The sequence below is a fragment of the Paraflavisolibacter caeni genome (assembly GCF_025628885.1).
In the GTDB taxonomy this organism is placed as follows: Bacteria; Bacteroidota; Bacteroidia; order Chitinophagales; family Chitinophagaceae; genus Flavisolibacter; species Flavisolibacter caeni.
On sequence record NZ_JAOTIF010000044.1, the window covers coordinates 1 to 18,118 of the forward strand.

The 18,118-nt window shown below is 42.0% G+C and carries 6 protein-coding genes; all 6 read right to left on the reverse strand.

What is annotated here, in order from left to right:
* Positions 1-160 precede the first annotated feature (160 nt).
* The gene (locus OCK74_RS26685) at positions 161-1,627 is read right to left on the reverse strand and encodes a glycosyl hydrolase family 28 protein (protein WP_279300174.1); all 1,467 of its coding nucleotides are present in this window, start codon (positions 1,625-1,627) and stop codon (positions 161-163) included.
* Positions 1,628-1,859: 232 nt separating this feature from the next.
* On the reverse strand, positions 1,860-7,130 hold the full coding sequence (locus OCK74_RS26690) for a LamG-like jellyroll fold domain-containing protein (RefSeq protein ID WP_279300175.1): 5,271 nt from the start codon (positions 7,128-7,130) through the stop codon (positions 1,860-1,862).
* 119 nt (positions 7,131-7,249) lie between these two features.
* A complete protein-coding gene (locus tag OCK74_RS26695; RefSeq protein ID WP_279300176.1) occupies positions 7,250-9,028 on the reverse strand; it encodes a RagB/SusD family nutrient uptake outer membrane protein in 1,779 nt (592 codons plus the stop codon).
* Between the two features lie 27 nt (positions 9,029-9,055).
* Positions 9,056-12,373 (reverse strand): SusC/RagA family TonB-linked outer membrane protein, encoded by a 3,318-nt coding sequence (locus OCK74_RS26700; RefSeq protein ID WP_279300177.1) that lies wholly within the window; start codon positions 12,371-12,373, stop codon positions 9,056-9,058.
* 497 nt (positions 12,374-12,870) lie between these two features.
* The gene (locus OCK74_RS26705; RefSeq protein ID WP_279300178.1) at positions 12,871-17,118 is read right to left on the reverse strand and encodes a hybrid sensor histidine kinase/response regulator transcription factor; all 4,248 of its coding nucleotides are present in this window, start codon (positions 17,116-17,118) and stop codon (positions 12,871-12,873) included.
* Between the two features lie 317 nt (positions 17,119-17,435).
* Positions 17,436-17,873, reverse strand: a complete 438-nt coding sequence (locus tag OCK74_RS26710; protein WP_279300179.1) for a response regulator — start codon at positions 17,871-17,873, stop codon at positions 17,436-17,438.
* Positions 17,874-18,118: the final 245 nt, after the last annotated feature.

The following is an 18,118-nucleotide window of genomic DNA, read 5'->3' on the forward strand; positions in this document are numbered from 1 at the left end:
AAATACAGTTACTACTTCCTATTTACACAACTTTTTAGGGTCTCCAAAAAACATTTGGTGGAATCTTAGAATACAGAACCACAACTCTTTTCTTACAGCCATTCTTCTTTTATACGGGTTATTGTTTAATTGTTGTTCTGAAAAGTATTTATAATAACTATCAATTTGAATTCAAATTAGCCTTCTTTGAACCTTGTTCATGGGTAACTACAATACTCTTATTGTCCAATGTAACGTCCTTAACAAAAGGTCCTATCATCATGTATTTGTTTGCAACATTGTTCGCAACCTCCTCACCGTTAATTGTTAACCCCTCGAATGAAATCCCTTTCACACTATGTCTTTCATCCAATCCCTTTATGAGGGAAGGATTTAAATTAGACCCATTGTAACTGATATTTTTAAATTTGATGTTTTCAATTCCTCTTCCCGGTCCTGTATTGTATTTCTCATTGTAAACAACTCGAAGATTGAATAATTGGCCTTCCTGGAAATCATCTACTCTAATATCTTCAAAGCTTATATTACGCACCAAATTCAAGTCACCAGCGGTAATGGCCATACAGCCCTGGTAGTCAGGATCGTCTTCATCCTGCTCCAGGATGTCAATATTTTTGAATGACAGGTTTTCAATTACTTCTCCATCCTTTTCAGTATTGCCATGAAGTCCAATGTTGATGGGATGGGCAATGTCGGCCCATAGAATGGAGTTGGTAACCTTATAGTTGCGTACATCACCGTAGAAATCCCAACGGTGCCCATAAATAGCGATGCAATCATCAGAGTTGCGCATGAACACATCATCAATGGTCACATCACTGCAGCTCATCAGGTCTATACCATCACTCCAGCCATTGACACTAAAAGATTTAATATTCCGAATGGATAAGTTATCAGACTGACCTCCATATACGGTATAGTGTTTTGGATTCACTATAATGATCCCTTCAATCGAAACATTGCTGGAATGACGGACCTCTACACCTCTTTGTGGTTGCAACAGTATCCCCCTTCCCATTATTTTAACCTTGTTTACCTTGTCACAGACCAATTTGGCTTTTACCACTGCTCCTCCGGCAATGTACACTGTTTTTCCACTGGGTATGGTAAAGGAATCACCTGGCAGATCCTTGGGCTCGTGGACACCTGGTCCAAAGTAGATGACATTGGGATCTTTGGGATCCGGTTTGCTGGTCTCAATAGGATTACCAAAAACATGCAGGTTGTGCAGCTTATCACCGTTGAACTCTACAGATACCTTAGAGGGTTTTGCCAAAGTGAAGAAAACAGTATTGCCCTGAAGCCTGGTACTGATGCCATAAGAAGTGGGTCGCACGTTCACAGATTGTACACCGCCATTGTTCTTTCTCACCGCCACTTCTACCGGTCCTGAATGATCAAAGTATACCATGGAAGCATCCTGCGGCTTGTCCATATCTACTTTTACGTTGTATTCAAAAAGGTCCTGCCACTGCCCACCTGGTTTGCGCACTTTAACCGTATAATCATCATTGTGTAGCGTATAAATCACACTTGCAGGTGCAGGGTAAGTAATCAACTCCTGTGCAAAACTACTGAGCTCATTTAAAATCAGGAATACAAAAAGGATCGCAACTAAACGTTTCATTTTTTAAGCGTTTGCTATTTTATAATTTCATTTATCACTATCTTATCCACTTTATCCATTTTATTGAATGGAAATGACTTTAATGATTAAAGGTTTATCACATCGTATGAGATATTTAAGATGTGATTTTATACTTAATAATCTGATCAAGTAAGATTAGATTGGTTACGTTTCTTTTTAGAAAGAAGCGGAAGGAGTAGAAACCCCTTCCGTTGATTAATTGCCATATGAATTACTGTTTCATAATCTTTTCGGTTGTTATTTTTCCTCCGTTATTTACCCGTACGTAATATATTCCCGAAGCCAATTCTTTTAAAGAAAGCGCCTGCGTAAGACTAGTAAGTCGTTTGGTATATACCACTGCACCGTTTGTATTATACACCTGCACCGTTGCATCAGTTTCCAGGCTTTCCAACTTGATATTTAATATGTCTGTAACCGGATTGGGGTACACCACCACCTTCATAGGATTTATTTCCTCTGCGGCTATATCTCCTTTCAGACTTAGTGAAGAAGTAATGGTACAAGCCCCAAGTTTATCACCATGGTCTAAATGATCCTGCACATCTGAAGGGTTAATGCAGATAGTTTTTCCATTATGGCAGATAGTCACCTTGTTATCTTGATTACCACATCTAACGTCTAATTGATAAATCGCTATGGAGGCAGTAGTGCTGCAACCTTTTGCATCTGTAACGATCACCTTATTGGTACCTGGGGTACTAACGCTGATTGATTGGCTGGTTTGTCCTGTACTCCAGCTATAGGTATATGCCGCTGTACCGCCTTGAGGCATTGCACTGATCGTGAGGGCTGTAGGCCCATAGCCCAAATACAATGTGTTCTTCTCATCCACTGCAGGATTCATGGCATATACATCCGGAATACTCATTGTGAGCGGTGCGTTTACGGTTACCACCGTACTTGCCGTACTTATTTTACTATGCACATCCGTTACTGTCCATTCAATAGTTGATGTACCCGCACCAAATGAGCCGCTGGCATCTGATCCATTGCCACTCCTTGTAGTAACACCGCTTACACTGTAACTAACCGAAGCAATACCACAATTATCAGAAGCTGTAAGAGTAGGAATCGAATAACTACCCGCAGCACTGTAACAGAAGAACTGGTCAGCAGGGGCCACAACAGTAGGTGGTAGATTGTCCACAACACTCACTTGGGCTGTACCGGAACTAGAACGTCCGTCTGCATCAGTTGCAGTCAATGTTACTGTAATTGGCGCACCAATATCAGCGCAAGTGAAATCTGTCCTGTCTATGATCAATGTCAATGCTCCTGAATAACTCACAGAACCATTATCCACTTGCTGAGGACTGACAGAAGCTTTACCGTTTGCATCCAAAGCTACCTGTATGTTCTTAGTTGTTACAAGCGGTAATCTGTACACGGTCAGTTTCATTGTATCATTCACTGAACCCCAATTATTTGCTGCATTCAGGATGACAGAAAAAGTTCCTGTGGCAGTGGGTGCACCGGATATAATTCCAGTACAGCTATTCAGCTGTAAGCCTTCAGGAAGACCAGCAGCACTATAGTTGTTGGGACTATGAACAGCCTGTATGGTGTCGCTAAATGGTGCTCCATACAATACAGTATGTGTACCAGCCTTATGCACCAGTTGAGGGGCACGGGCCAGTAGTCCGTAAAACTCAACTTCTGCCACATTACCGGAACCAGTGTTCAAAGTGATGTACCTGACATAACGAAAAGCTGTCGTATTTGCAATGGTTTGCTCTGTATAAACTCCTACTGTTGGCTGGCTGGTAACCGTGAACAGTGTGGTTGCCGTACTGAAATCGGCCACATTAGAACCCTGGAAAATGCCACCTACCATGCGGGCTGCATAACCGGAACGTGGTGCATAGCGTATCCTGGTAATCATTCTGCTGCTATCTGCCCCCAAATCATATCCCACCCAGCTTGTACCTGATGGACCGTCAAAAAAGGTATTGAGGTTGCCGTCTACCGCAGCAGCCTTTGTAGTGGCAGCATTATTGCTCCATGAACCTGATGTGCCGATGAGTGTACCGGTCAATTTTTTACCAAAGGAAAGGCTGGCTTCAGCAGAATTAGCTCCTTCGCCTACGCTGTTCATAGCGGATACTACATAAAAGTATGTGGTGCAATTTTCAGCGGTAGTATCGGTATAACTGGTGGTGGTTATATCCGCAATGGTGCTGTAAGGTCCTCCCGCAGCTGTGGCACGTTTTACATGATAACTGGTGGCACTTGTTGGTGCACTCCAGCTTAAGGCTATCTGATTATTCCCGCCCACAACAGAAAGATTACTTGGTGAAGGCGGAGGAACAGACTCATAAACCAGACCAGATATTTCCGTGGCGCTTAAAGCTTTGCTATAAATACGGAATTCATCCACTGAACCCGTTAGCAATGGATCATTCCATTGCGACTTTCCAATCCAGTTTTGGTTTGTGCTGCTTCCTAAGCTGGATGGGGTCAATGTCATATTACTGTTGCGGCCTGCTTCTACTCCATTTATATAAAGAATACCAACTTTGCCAGATAAAGTTACCGCCACATGATTCCATACGCCGGTTGAAAGGGCCGAACTACTGTTGATTTGCTGTTCACCACTGCCGGTAGTAATAGCATAACGTACAGTATTGGCACTGCTCGCAGGTGCTAAGAACATATAGTTGGTAGTACCTGAACCGAAATCAAAAATGCGTGCCCAGGTTGCACTTACATCCACCTTTACCCAGGTAGCCACAGTGAAATCATTGATGTCACTCATCAGTCCTGCAGGAAGTGTTACATATCCATTGCTGCTTCCATCCAGGCGAACGCCATTATTGAGAATGCCTGATGTCCAGTTGGCAGCACTTGCCAGTGTACCATTTCTGTTGCCCCATGAATCCTGGGCTGATGTGCCACTTGTTTCATTAAACTTCCAATAACTCACTTTACCCGGTGCGGCAATTACTTCCGCAGAGTAAACCGACTCTCCTTTTGCATTCACTGCCGAAACCACATAATAATAAGTCACGTTATCAGTAAGTGTTGCATCGCTAAAAGAAGTAGTAGTTGGGCTGGCAATGGTTGTATATGGTCCACCACTTACCGTTGCACGTTTTACGTTGTAAGTAGCTGCAGATAAGCTTGCCGTCCAGAAAAGGTTGATTTGCCCAGCAGATACCGACTTTACTATTACACCAGCCGGAACCGGTGGTATGCTTAATTCAGGTGAAATGCTTACCTCAGCCGAGTTTTCACTTTCGCCTGCAAGGTTTGCTGCGGTAACCACATAATAATAAGTGGTTCCGTTTACCAGAGCTGTATCAGTATAGTTAGTTACATTAAGATTTGAAGCAACCGTTGTGTAAGGGCCACCGCTTACGGTCGCACGTTTCAAAATATAGCTCGATGCGCCATCAACTGCATTCCAATTTAAAGTATCCTGTGTATTACCCGCTACTGTTGTTAATCCGGTTGGAGCATTTAGAGAAGTTGTGCTTTCAGTCACAACCGTTACATTATCAAACGTAGTGGTGTTTAATGAACTTGTACTTCCCGAGCAATTGGCAAGTCCCACATAACAGTTACTCCCCATCGATACAGTTGCACTTCCTACACTAAACCAGGTAACACCATCGGAAGATTCATAGCCTGTAATCGTATTACCAGAGCGTTGTAATTTGAACCAGGCAGGTTGCCAAGTATAATCGTTTCCGCCTATCCAGGACATAGAACCTCCGGTTGAAGTACGCATTCCAAATCCTGCCTGTCGCCAACCTACGTCACCAAGCTTCATCACAAACGCTTTTGCATCCGGTTCAAGCGATTCACGGATCATGACACCAGTTTTGCGCAATCCGCCTACGCCTATAATTCGGGCTGTAATCGTAACATCACCCGTTGCAATTCCATAGGTAAATCCAAGAGCATCAGCGTTTCCACCAATATCTGACCCTGCTCCGCTGGTAACAAAGGTGTTATTGCTCACATTAGCATATTGGGCAGTGCCACTGATGCTAACCGCTCCAATATCTTTCCGGCTCCATCCAGCCGGCAAGGTGCTTGAAGTGGCCAGAGGTGTAGCACTCACTTCAACTGAGTTACTGCTTGTTCCTGATTGATTATTTGCAGCAATAACATAGTAATAGGTTGTTCCATTGGTTAGATTATAATCAGTGTATTGATTATACGTATTATCACTCCAGGAAGCTATAGTTGTATAAGGGCCTCCAGCTGTTGTAGCACGTTGAATCTTGTAACCTTGTACATTACTTTCGGCAGGTGTCGACCATTGCAATGACACTCTTGAAACTCCTGCTGTTGCAGTAACACCTGTTGGTGCCGATGGCATAGGAGCTGGTGGATAAGGCGATGCAGATGCATCGAGCGTAAAGGTTAATGTTCCATATCCAAAATGGTCGATACTTCCATGCTCTGGTCTCATTAGCTGGGCTATCGCCTGTACATTGGGTGCATTCAATCCTTTTCTTACTACGTAGTGATTATAGAGCAGCTCCCACACCGGACGGTCATCCAAACGGCCTAAACCATTTATAGCCACCCATTTCTGGTTTGCATTATCACAATTGTTGTAAGGTGTATAAGGAACTGGCAACGAAAGGTTGGTACGGGCCACATATTCTGCGCCTGCCAGCAAACGGTTATTATCATATCCAAATAAGTCAAGTCCCTGATTCCAGGCTACCTGGCAAAAAGCCGCCATCATACCAACGCCCAGCTGCGCATGCTCCTGGTCGCGGCCACTCTCCTGCCATTGCCCAAGTCCATTGGGATGAATATAATAAACAGCATTCTTGATGCTGCCCGCACCATCGCCGTTTTTAAAGTACTCTACACCTTCGTTATATATTTCCTGATTGTCGCACAATACGCCCATTGCAATCAGAGCCCCAATATTACTGATATCCCAATTGGCCCAGAAGTGGCTGATGCACGCACCATTGTGGTTCACCAAAAAATTATGACAAACCGGATAGAAGTAGGTAGTCATCATATTTTTAAACCGGTCAAAATCTGCTGGGGCCCATCCAGGATAAATCCGTAACACTTCTGCAGCAAGGGCAAAATCGAAAATGGGAATGCCACTTAAGCCAGGAATATCCGTACCTGTTGGCACCTGGTTTACTGCAGCAGACCAGGCATTTAAGATCCTTACGGCACAGGCTGCATAAGTGGTATCACCTGAAATATACCAGCGGATGGCATTCAGATAAGCAGCATGCGCATCGGCATCTGCACGCTGACGACTTCCACCCATGTTTGCACGAGCGCCAGCAGTATAAGTGTTCTGCGCCTGTCCATCGGTAATGAGTTTGTTCCAGCCATCAATCCAGGGATGTTCCCCTGCAGCCACCTTCGCCTTCATGCGCTCAAGGTCGGCAAGGGTGTGTAATCCACCGGGATGTACAAACGTTTGCGCTGTTGCTGACTGATTATAAAACAGCAACAAAAGCAGAAAAGTGAGGAGAAGAATTTTTTTCATACGGAAGTTTTGCGTGGTTTTGATATTTTGCTTTTGTTCAGGCAAAAATTTAAAGATGTAGGGCAGTAGCAGTTATTGCTACTGCCCTACATTCAACGATTGCTGATTCATGAAAACGATTACTGCCAGCCTGGGTTTTGAACAAGGTTAGGATTCAATTGCATCTGATTTGTAGGAATAGGTATCAGGTAATTCTTCTCCGTGAATTTTCTTTCACTGGCAGGGTCTGTAACTACGTCACCGTTTGCATCTAAAGTAATACCAGGTCTTTTCTTTATTCCTGCCGGAGGCGTTCCAGTACCTGTATATGAATAAATTGTTTCATATTCAGTACCAGTCCAATGAACCCCTAACATGGGTTTGTTTAATTCAATGTGGGCAATATACCAGCGTTTGAGATCATCCATTCGGAAGCCTTCTCCCTGCAACTCCACGGCCCTTTCACGACGGATTTCCTCCCTCATATCCAAACCATTGACAGTAACCAAGTCATTGCTCAACTTAGGCATAGCCGCATTGATCCTGTTACGTACCAAATTCAGAGACTTGTCCAGATCAGCATCGCTAATACTTCCATTGCGTTCATACACGGCTTCTGCATAATTGAGGAAAACTTCAGCCAGACGGATCACAGGGAAGTCATAACCCTCCTGTGAATTCGGCACTTGTCTTTCTGCAGCCCATTGCTGGTTTCCATAACCGGTTGTACCATTACTCCATTCATCATGAGGGGGGCGGGCATTTGCCAAATCCACCGGACTCCAATCCCAATTGATATGCCAGTTGGTTGCATTTTGCCAATAAGGATAGCCGGGTATGCACATATAATAGCGCATACGGTTGTCGCGATTTTGATATTCAGAAGTCAAAGTTGCCCGGCTGAACGCAGTCTTTGTTTTGTTGATAGGCAAACCATCATTGCATAGATACAAATCTGCCATTTTACGACTCATATCTGCACCAATGGCACCAAAAGAAATTTGCCCGGGTATTGTTTTAAGCAGGTTGTTTGACTCATATCGAACTGCAAGAATGTATTCTTTATTTGCAGCCTTCGTAATATTAGCCGGATTGGATTTCTGGTTTTCCAAAATAAATAAGTACTTAAGCGCTGAATCACCCAAGACTGCCGGTTTGAACAAAGCAAACTGGTTGGATTCGATTACTGCTTTGCTATTGGTAATGGCTTTATCCAACAGAGCATTATACCTGGTTGCATTGCCATTTCTGAATTTTTGCCATGTGCCTTCATACAAAGCTACCCTGCCCAGAAAAGCTTGTGCGGCTTCTTTACTTACCCGTCCTTTATCACCGGCGCCAATTGCACCTTCCGAAGGCAAATCAGCGATCGCAGCTTCTAAATCCTGAATGATAAAGTCGATCGTCTCTTCACGACTACTGCGTGCAGCTGTGGTTTCCGGAGCATCAAGTCCAATTAGATCTTTAACCAGGATCACTCCTCCATAAGAGGTCAACAGTTTATCGAAATAAATATAGGCCCTAAAGAATTTGGCTTCAGCCACATATTGCTTGATCTCTTCTGGCTTGGAATACTCCTTGGCTTTTGCCAGCAAATAGTTGCAATTACGGATCCACTTATAGGCATCATTATAATTGTTATCATTAGCCACCACCGTATTGGTACCGCGCGCCAAGGCTCCTCTATCGGCTCCTAAATCGCTTCCACCATGACCGTCACCATTGCCATTGCTAAAGGAGCGCAAATAATTATAGAAACCATTAGCAGCTAATTTGAACTCAGTAGCCTGCTTCCAAAAGGTAGCATCCGTTACGGCATCTTGTGGCGTTAGGTCTAAGGCTTTCTTACAGGAAGGTATAGTAGCCAACACAGCCCCAGCCATGATTATATTAAGGTATTTTAATAGTTGCTTTTTCATCAGAAAATATTTAATCTTTTTTGGGAATTAGAAGGTCACATTTACACCCGCAGTGAATAAGCGGTAGAAAGGATAGCGTTGTGCCCCACCGCCTACACCAGCAGTTTGCTCGGGATCCCATTTGTCTTCAACTTTGGTCAATTCCCACAGATCATTACCGGAGAAATATATCCGCAGTCTTTCCATTTTAGCTTTTTTGGAGATTGCTTCTGGCAATGTATAACCCACTACCAAGTTCTTTAAGCGAACATAAGCGCCGTCCTGCATCGACCAGTCGGAGATTTGGTAGTTATAAGCAGCGTAGCCTCCAAAGCCTTTGTTGGTAGCAGTGGTTAAAATCGGCAATTCTGCATTGGGATTTTCCGATGTCCAGGTTTTGCCTACCCACCAGTCGGCATGTCCCTGCCAGATAGTACCGAAAGGTGTACTCCAGTCAGAGCGTCTGTAGATCAGTCTTTTACCTACACCCTGGAATACGGCTGAAAAATCAAAACCTTTCCATTGGGCACCCATGTTCATAGCGAATACATAACGGGGATCGCTTCTGCCCAGATAAATTACATCTCCATCGGGGATGGGATTGCCATTGGCATCTTTTAATCCCAGCAAATATTGGTTTGCACTTGCATTGGTGAGTTTGCCATCGCCGTTCACATCTTTATACATGTTGATACCCTTGATCATTTGGGTTGCGCCCGGCATACTACCTATACTGCTGCCTGGTACCAGGAGGGCATAATCAGAGGCTTGTTTGTCTGTTTGAATGCGGCCGTCATATTTATACCCAAAATAAGAACCAATAGCATAACCTTGAATGTTTCGTTGCCCGGCAGTAATGGGGCTAAGGCCAGCCAGTTTAGTTAACTTATTATCGTTATCGGTCAGGGTACCATTTACATAATAACTCACCTTGCCCACTCTATCTTTCCAACCTATGGACATCTCCCATCCCCAAACCTTCAGTTCTGCGATATTACCCGTAGGAGGTATGGCACCGATTACGGCAGAAGCGGTTTGAGACATGAGCATGTTCTTATTCTCTTTCCAGAAGTATTCAAAGCTACCTGTCAAACGATTGTTTAGAACTGCAAAATCTACAGCGATATTTTTATTCTCTACCCGCTCCCAGGTTCTATCGGAACTTGTTAATGAGTCCTTTGGTCCTGCTGTAACTGCACGAGAAGAATAACCTCCTAAAACAGGTCCGCCTGTGCCGAGTGATATCACCTGGATATAATCATATAGTCCAATACCACCCAACTGACTGCCAAGCGTACCATAAGAAGCCCTCAATTTTAATTCGTTCAGGAACCTGATATTTTTCATAAAGTTTTCCTGTGTTATGCGCCAGCCTCCAGAAATACCATTATAAAAAAGCCATCTGTGATCCCTGTCAAACCTGGAGGAACCGTCATAGCGAGCTACCACTTCAAAGAGATATTTGTCTTTAAAGTCATAATTAAAGCGTCCCAGTCCAGAGGCCAGAGCCCAATGGTTGCGGGTTTCTCCATTTGTCCGGGTAGTATTATCACCCAAACCCAGGTTTAGGGCTGGTACGTCATTGCTGGCCAGGTAAGTCGTCCTACCAAAAAATCCATTGAATTCATCGCGCTCGTAGCTTCCCCCGGCAGTTACACCAATGCTATGGGCATTAAAATCTTTCTTGTACTCCAAATAAGCATTGGTATTAAAGTAAGCATCCTTGATCAATCCACGTTCGTACGAAGATTGGTCTTGCCGCGGATTGCCTTGGTACTGATAGGTCTCAGCATAATTGTAGATCTCGGGAATGTATTTATATAAGTTTTGGTTATCGGTAGCAGCCCAATTGTAGCCAGCCTGTGCTATTAAAGTCAAATCCTTAGAAATCTTGTAGTCCGCTTTCATATTGGTAAATACACGGTTGTTGAAGGATTTATTCTCTCCTCCCAATTCTAACAACCAGTTGCGGGCTGGCTGGGTACCCCAGGCGTAGGGCTTGCCATTTTTGGTAGCCACCGGAAAGCCGGGCTGTGAACCAAAGTTGATCTCTCCTTGCCGGCTGGGCACCACCACGTCATTTTTCTCCAAAGAGATGCTAGTTTCCAGTTTCAATTTGGGAGAAAAGGTATAATCAACGGCCAGACGGGCATTGTAGCGGTTGCTGTAATTTTCCCCCCATTCGAGCATACTGCCGTCATTCAGATACCCTAACGATAAACGATAACCGATATTACCCGACCGGGCAGAAAGGCTGAGATCATGCTGGGTGGATACAGCCCGACCTTTACCCCACAAAAGCTCTATAGGATTGGTATCAAAAAAGGTGTAATCCATTACATCGGTAAAACCAATGGTTTCTCCTCCTGCTCTGTATGCCGGGGTAGCCTTATCAATGTAACCACTGTCCGGCCTATTCATCCAGGCCCTGGCATATTTGGTCCAGATCCAGCCTTCATCAGGAACACCACCGGTGGAGGCATTAGAAATAGCCTCCAACAAATACTTACCATATTGATCCGGGCTTAAAAAGGAAGGGCTTAAACCCATTCTTTTTTGTGAAACCGAACCGTTGTATTGAATGGTAGCTTTGCCTGCTTTGGCTTTTTTGGTGGTCACCAATACCACACCAGCGCTTGCACGCGAACCATAAATAGCCGCAGCCGCATCTTTCAAAAAAGAAATATTTTCAATATCCTGTGGATTTATAGAATTTAAAGCATTTAAACTTACCAGAGGAATACCATCTACCACTACCAGTGGCTCAACACCACCATTGACAGAAGTTGCCCCTCTAACCTGAAAAGCCCAGCCTTCCTGTCCAGGTGCGGCTGAACTACGGGTTACTACTACCCCTGGCACTTGTCCTTGTAAAGTGGATAATGGGTTAGAAACCACCCCCCTGTCCTGAAATATTTTAGCATCCACGGTGGCAACAGAACCAGTAAGGGTTGCTTTTTTCTTGGAACCATAACCAACAACTACTACCTCATCCATTTGCTTGTTGGTCAATTTCAGTTTTACCTGAAGCTTTTGACCAGGTGTTATTTCCTGAGTGGCATAGCCCACACTCGAAATTTCCAGGCTACTGTTACTAACAACCTCAATGGTAAAGTTTCCGTTGGCATCGGTGATCACTGCATTTTTTGAACCTTTCACCTTTACAGTGGCACCCACAATTGCCTCGCCTGTAGCTTCATCCACAATGCGGCCTGTGGTCTGTTTGTTTTGTGCAAAAGCATGGAAACTGCATAGGTGCAGCACCATGAGGAATTGGAGAAAATACAAGGGTTTCTTCAGGCAAGTCAATCGTCCTGTTGACCCTGTGTTCTTAGGCAGTCTTCTACCTGCAGGGATTTTCGTCATAATGCGACATTTTGGGGTTTATATTTAATTTTTAAGTCAAAGCATGAAAAGGTCATTTGGAGCCATTAAATGGCTCTCATTAGAAAAACATCAAATACATCTGTTAATCGATTTAGCTACCTGACCCTTTCAGCACTTTATCAAGATGTATTTTTAAGAAGGAGAATGAGAAATTGATCAACGTTTGGCTTTAAGAAACCAACTCTAATAATCTTCCTATAACAGGCTGAAAAGGATAATCTCCTGATTTGAAGAATGCCGGTAACAGGAGGCATAAAATTGAAGAGGATTTCTAATGGCAAGTAAATTTTCATTTCGCTCGTTTTACAATTACCCAATAACCAAAAAGATGATTTGTGACTGGTAACGGGTGCAAGTTAGATCGGCAGGATGCCATTGCTATAGGGTACAAATGCCAAAAAAAGGGGTAAAATCACCAATTTTACAATTTACCCCCTCAATTTTATCAATAATGACTACATAGCCACTTTGACAGCCTATGATTTCTCCGGATTGATAGAATCTTTGTTAAGTGTATATTGATTACCGAAAGTCCTGCGATATTTTTTTATGAATTCAGATGGCTTCATACCAAACACTTTATTAAACTGCTCCCGGAAATATTTTACATCATAAATACCTACCTGAAAGGCCGTTTCACTTGTATTGCAATTGGTATGAATTAAAATTTCTGCCGCTTTCCGTAAACGGATAAAGCGAATAAAAGCATTTATCGAAAGACCAGAAACAGATTTCACTTTCCTTAATAAAGAAGAATGACTCATTCCCATTTCTGCTAACAGGCTCTTCACATTGAAGGTTTCATCGTCCAAATGAGCTTCTACAATGGACATACACTTGTCCAAAAACTCTTTGTATTCGGAAGAAATCTTTAAATCGCTTTTAGCTAAGGTAATCTCACCATAAAAATACTTTTGCAGGCTAGTCCGTGCCTTTAGGAGGCTGGCTACCCTAGCTAAAAGAATATCCTTATCAAAGGGTTTGGTTATATAATCATCCGCGCCCCCTTCCACACCCTGGAGTTTTATCTCCGACGAGGTGCTACCAGTAAGCAGGATCACTGGAATATGCCCCAAGGAAGCATCTTCCTTAATGGTTTTACACAGGTCAATACCGCTGATACCTTGCATCTGGATATCTGTAATGATTAGATCCGGCAAATTCTTTTTTGCCAGTTCCATACCTTCTTCTCCGCTCTGAGCCAGATAAATCTGGAATTTTGATTTGAATAGCTGTACAAGGTACCCGCGAACCTGTTCATCGTCATCCACAATTAAAATAGATTTCTTTTCGCTCACTACAGCTTCTAAAGGTCCTGTGTTTTGTTCTACATGCATTGCATTCTGTTCAGCCATCCCTTCTTCCAAAGCAAGTTCTTTTAAGAAGACAGGTTCCTCTGTACTGCCCTGTAGAATCAGATCCGGATCAAAATGGTCTTTTCCTCTCAACAGTTTTAACGTAAAAGTGGTTCCTACGCCTTCTTCACTTTGGTAAGAAATGGTTCCTTTATGCTGTTCGGTAAACTGCTTCACCAAATAAAGACCAATACCGAAGCCTGGCTTAAAAACAGCATCTTTCCTTTCTGCCTGGTAAAATTTATCAAACAGTTGATCTCCGACTTCCTTAGGTATACCAGCACCATTATCCTGAACCTCTATGACAACATCATCTAATGTTTCTTTCACGTTACATGTGATGCAGCCTCCTTCAGGGGTAAATTTTAGCGCATTGGAAAGCAGATTATATAATATGATCTCCAACTTTTCCCGGTCAGCATAAACTTCTAAAGCTTCATTTGGACAGTCGAAGAGGTAATCTATCTTTTTAGCTTTGGCCTGTTGCACAAAACACAAATACACCTCATTTGCTAAGTTGTATATGTTCAATTTTGAAGGCCGGATTTTATCCATCTCACTCTCAGCTTTTCGAAACAAGAGGAGCTGATCTACCAGACTAAGCATTCGACGGGCATTGCGGTAGACAATGTCTAATTCATGATCAGGCTTGGTATGCTCTCCTGCTTTATTGGTTACAATGTCTTTAAGTGGATTTATAATTAGGGTAAGTGGTGTTCTAAACTCATGAGAAATGCTCGTAAAGAATGATAGTTTTTTTTCATTGATCTCTTTTTCTTTTTCGTTTATTACCCGCTCCTTCTCCCATTCGGCTTGCTCTCTGGCAAGTTCCGCTTCACCTCTCTCCCGTTCAGCTCTTTCCCTTTCCAACTCAGCCTGACTTCTCTCCCGCTCAGTCCGCTCATTTTGTGCATTCAGCCTGGCGATTTCTACCTCGTATTGCAGCCTGTTTTGTTTGGCTTTGTATTGCTGGTAATAATAAATAGCAGTTCCAATCGCAGCCATATAAAATAAATAAGCCCACCAAGAGCGGTACCAGGGAGGAAGCACTATGATATTTAACCGTATTTCTTTTGTATTCCATACCCCTTCAGCATTGGTACTTTTTACTCTGAATATGTAAGAACCTTCAGAAAGATGTGTATAAGTAGCAGTCCGGATATTTCCAATATAGTTCCATCCCCTGTCCCAGCCATCCATATAATAGGCATACTGAATCTTATCAGGTGATGAATATTCCAGGGCTGCGAAGTCAAAAGTAAATACTGCCTTATTATAAGGCACTTTGATCTCCTCAATTATATCGTTTGAAGCTTTTGTAACATATGAATGATCCTGTTCTAATGGCTTATTATTTATTTTGATGCCGGTTATAAAAATTTTAGGGGTACTACCAGTTGTACTGATCAATTCGGGTCTAAACAATGAAAATCCTTTGATCCCTCCAAATACAAATTCTCCTGTATTTAAGCTTAAAGCTGCATTAAAATTGAATTGATTACTTTGTAGTCCATCACTGTGGTAATAGTTCTTAAATGCTCTGTCCTTAATATTAAATTTGGAAAGGCCATTGAAAGTGCTCAACCAAAGATTACCCTGAAGGTCTTCTAAAATGTTTAATACAGAGTTGTTACACAGGCCCTCTTCGGTTGTGTAACGTGCTCTTATTTTATTTTGTTTTCTATCAAATAACACCAGGCCACCACCTTCTGTACCAATCCAGAAATTCCCCATTCTATCTTCATGAATAGAACGAACGGGTCTTCCAATAGTATAAAAAATTTGCTTTCTGTTATCCCTGTCAATGCGAATCAACTGTGACAAATTCCCAGCCCAGAGCACACCGTCATTGTCTTCTTTCAGTGCGAATAAATCTCTTAGCCGGTTATCGAACAATTCAAAACGGTCCATTTCCCGGTTTAACCGGAATAATCCCAATTGCAGATTTCCTGCCCACAGGTTTTTCTGCGCATCTTCATAAAGCAAAAAAGTCAAGGCTGTAACAGCACTATTATCTGATGGATTCAGAAATTTATATTGCCTGAAAGTATGATTTGTCTTGTTAAAGCGGTTAATTCCCCCCCAGTAAGTGGCTATCCAAATATTGCCAAGGTAATCACCTTTTATATCAGTAATAAAATTGTCACTTATTGAAGATGGATTTCCTGGAATGTGTTTAAATTCGGTAAAACTGTTTTGAATACGATTCCATATCCTCAGACCCCCTCCATCAGTTCCCATCCATAAATTTCCATCAGGAGCTTCATAAAAGGAAAAAACAGAATTACTGATGGTATTATTGTTCGCCGTTGAATTGCTGACAATGGTTTGAAACCGTTCTTTTTGCGGATCAATAACGTTGACACCTCCTCTTAAAGTACCAATCCATTTCCTGTCTTGCTGATCTTCAATGATTGCAAACACCGCATCACTGGTCAGGGAATATTTCCCGGTTCCTGCGGACAGATAATTGATTTCATCGGTTTTGGTATTCAATATATTAACACCGCCCCCATTGGTAGCCACCCATAACTTTTTGTCTTTATCCAGTGTAAGACTCACCACATTATCAAAGCTTAACTTCCTATTTCCTTCATTATATACTTTACTATAAGAATTTGAATTGATGTTATACCAATAAATGCCATGATCACTTCCCATCCATAAATTTCCTCCATCTGCTTCCAAACAATTGGCAGAAGCAACTTTTGCATTAATCAGTTTAATTTTTCTTGATTGATAATCGTAAAGACATAAGCCCTTGTTGCGAACAAACACCCAAACCCTTTTATCTGAGCCTTTTTTAATTGCAGGTACATCATATGATTTACCTGTGTTGGTTTCATATTCAAAGTGTACCTCACTTGCTATGGTATCACCTTTAGCACAGAAAAACAAGCCCATATCGCTTGTACCAATAAACATATTGCCTTGGTCATCTTTTTCAATATCCCTGATAACCGCAGTTATCTTTTTTAGTTTCCTGTCAGGAGCGAAATAATAAATTGGAGAAAAATTTTCCGAAAGACTTCTATATATGCAGAGGCCTTGTCTTGTTCCTATCCAAATCACACCATTATCGTCTTCATTAATAACATTGATCCAGTTGTTTATCAAGGAGTTTTCCTTATTGAAGCTATTTCTGAAGACTTTAAAACCATAACCATCGTATCGGTTGAGGCCATCGTAAGTACCCAACCATATAAATCCTTTGTGATCCTGGTAAATACACCTGACTGAATTATTGGAGAGTCCTTGGTCTATACTCAAATATGTGATGGGAGGATAATCAAAAGCCAGTAATTGCTTTGAGAAAAGTAAAAAGAGGACAAATACAACAATTATGTATTTATTGCATACAAACTTCATACAGCTCAAACGATTAAAAATAACCTCGTTAAATAATGTAAAAAAGCAGAAACGCTATGTTTAAGGGAATGTATCCCGTACACGTTAAAGGTGGGTGCTAGTCTTAATTCTCATTCAGTAATAAAGATATAGAAAGAGCCCGTTGTAGAAATAATAGGTATGCTGTTTTCTATGAAAATAGAGTAAAACACATTAATATTTGACAATTACATTACAATTTGTAATAAACATTCATCCATGTTGATGGGATGGGCCACACCTGCCCAGAGAATTGAATTAGTGACACTATAAAACTTCCTGATGTTGACAAGGATAATCTACCCTAAAAAGGCTTGAAGTGAAGTAAGCTCATCCTTTACTTTTGTCATTCTAATTACCCTTTGCAAGGCAGAAACCAATGCTTTATAATCAAACGGCTTTTCTAAAAAGAGTTGAGCGCCGTTATTATAGGCAGCTATGACATGATTAGTCATATAAGAGGTGCTCCAAATTATAACTGGTATTTCTTTATAACAGGAATGCATTTTGATCAACTTCAGGATCTCAATTCCATTTCTTTTTGGTAGATGAAGATCAATAACGATCAAGCTAGGTTTACAATTTTCAAGGGCTTCCCAAAGTTTTTCAGTACAGGACAAATAAATCAACGAGACCTGATTAGAGAGTTTTTCCAATGCCAGGTTCATTAACAGGCAGTCGTCCTCATCATCATCAATGAGCAGGATGTTTTTTGTTTGGCAAGCATGGGGTTTCATGTGTTAACATTTTAGTACATAATAACAGCCAATCCTTTCAGGGAAATCGCCTGGGTAGTATTCGTCAAACGCAGACTTCTTACTTAAGCTCCACTTTAATTGTAGAGTTGCATCAACCTTTAATTTATAGATCCGAAATTAGAGGGAATTATAAAAATGATATGGGGACAGAATTGTCTAAATAAGGGGTAGAATTGTCTTTTTTAAGTTAACTGGCCTTTCAGAAAGTAGAATAGCCTGCAACA

Coding starts and splice junctions, on each gene's coding strand:
- OCK74_RS26685 (WP_279300174.1), bottom strand. CDS start 1,627: ATGAAACGTTTAGTTGCGATCCTTTTTGTATTCCTGATTTTAAATGAG.
- OCK74_RS26690 (WP_279300175.1), bottom strand. CDS start 7,130: ATGAAAAAAATTCTTCTCCTCACTTTTCTGCTTTTGTTGCTGTTTTAT.
- OCK74_RS26695 (WP_279300176.1), bottom strand. CDS start 9,028: ATGAAAAAGCAACTATTAAAATACCTTAATATAATCATGGCTGGGGCT.
- OCK74_RS26700 (WP_279300177.1), bottom strand. CDS start 12,373: ATGACGAAAATCCCTGCAGGTAGAAGACTGCCTAAGAACACAGGGTCA.
- OCK74_RS26705 (WP_279300178.1), bottom strand. CDS start 17,118: ATGAAGTTTGTATGCAATAAATACATAATTGTTGTATTTGTCCTCTTT.
- OCK74_RS26710 (WP_279300179.1), bottom strand. CDS start 17,873: ATGAAACCCCATGCTTGCCAAACAAAAAACATCCTGCTCATTGATGAT.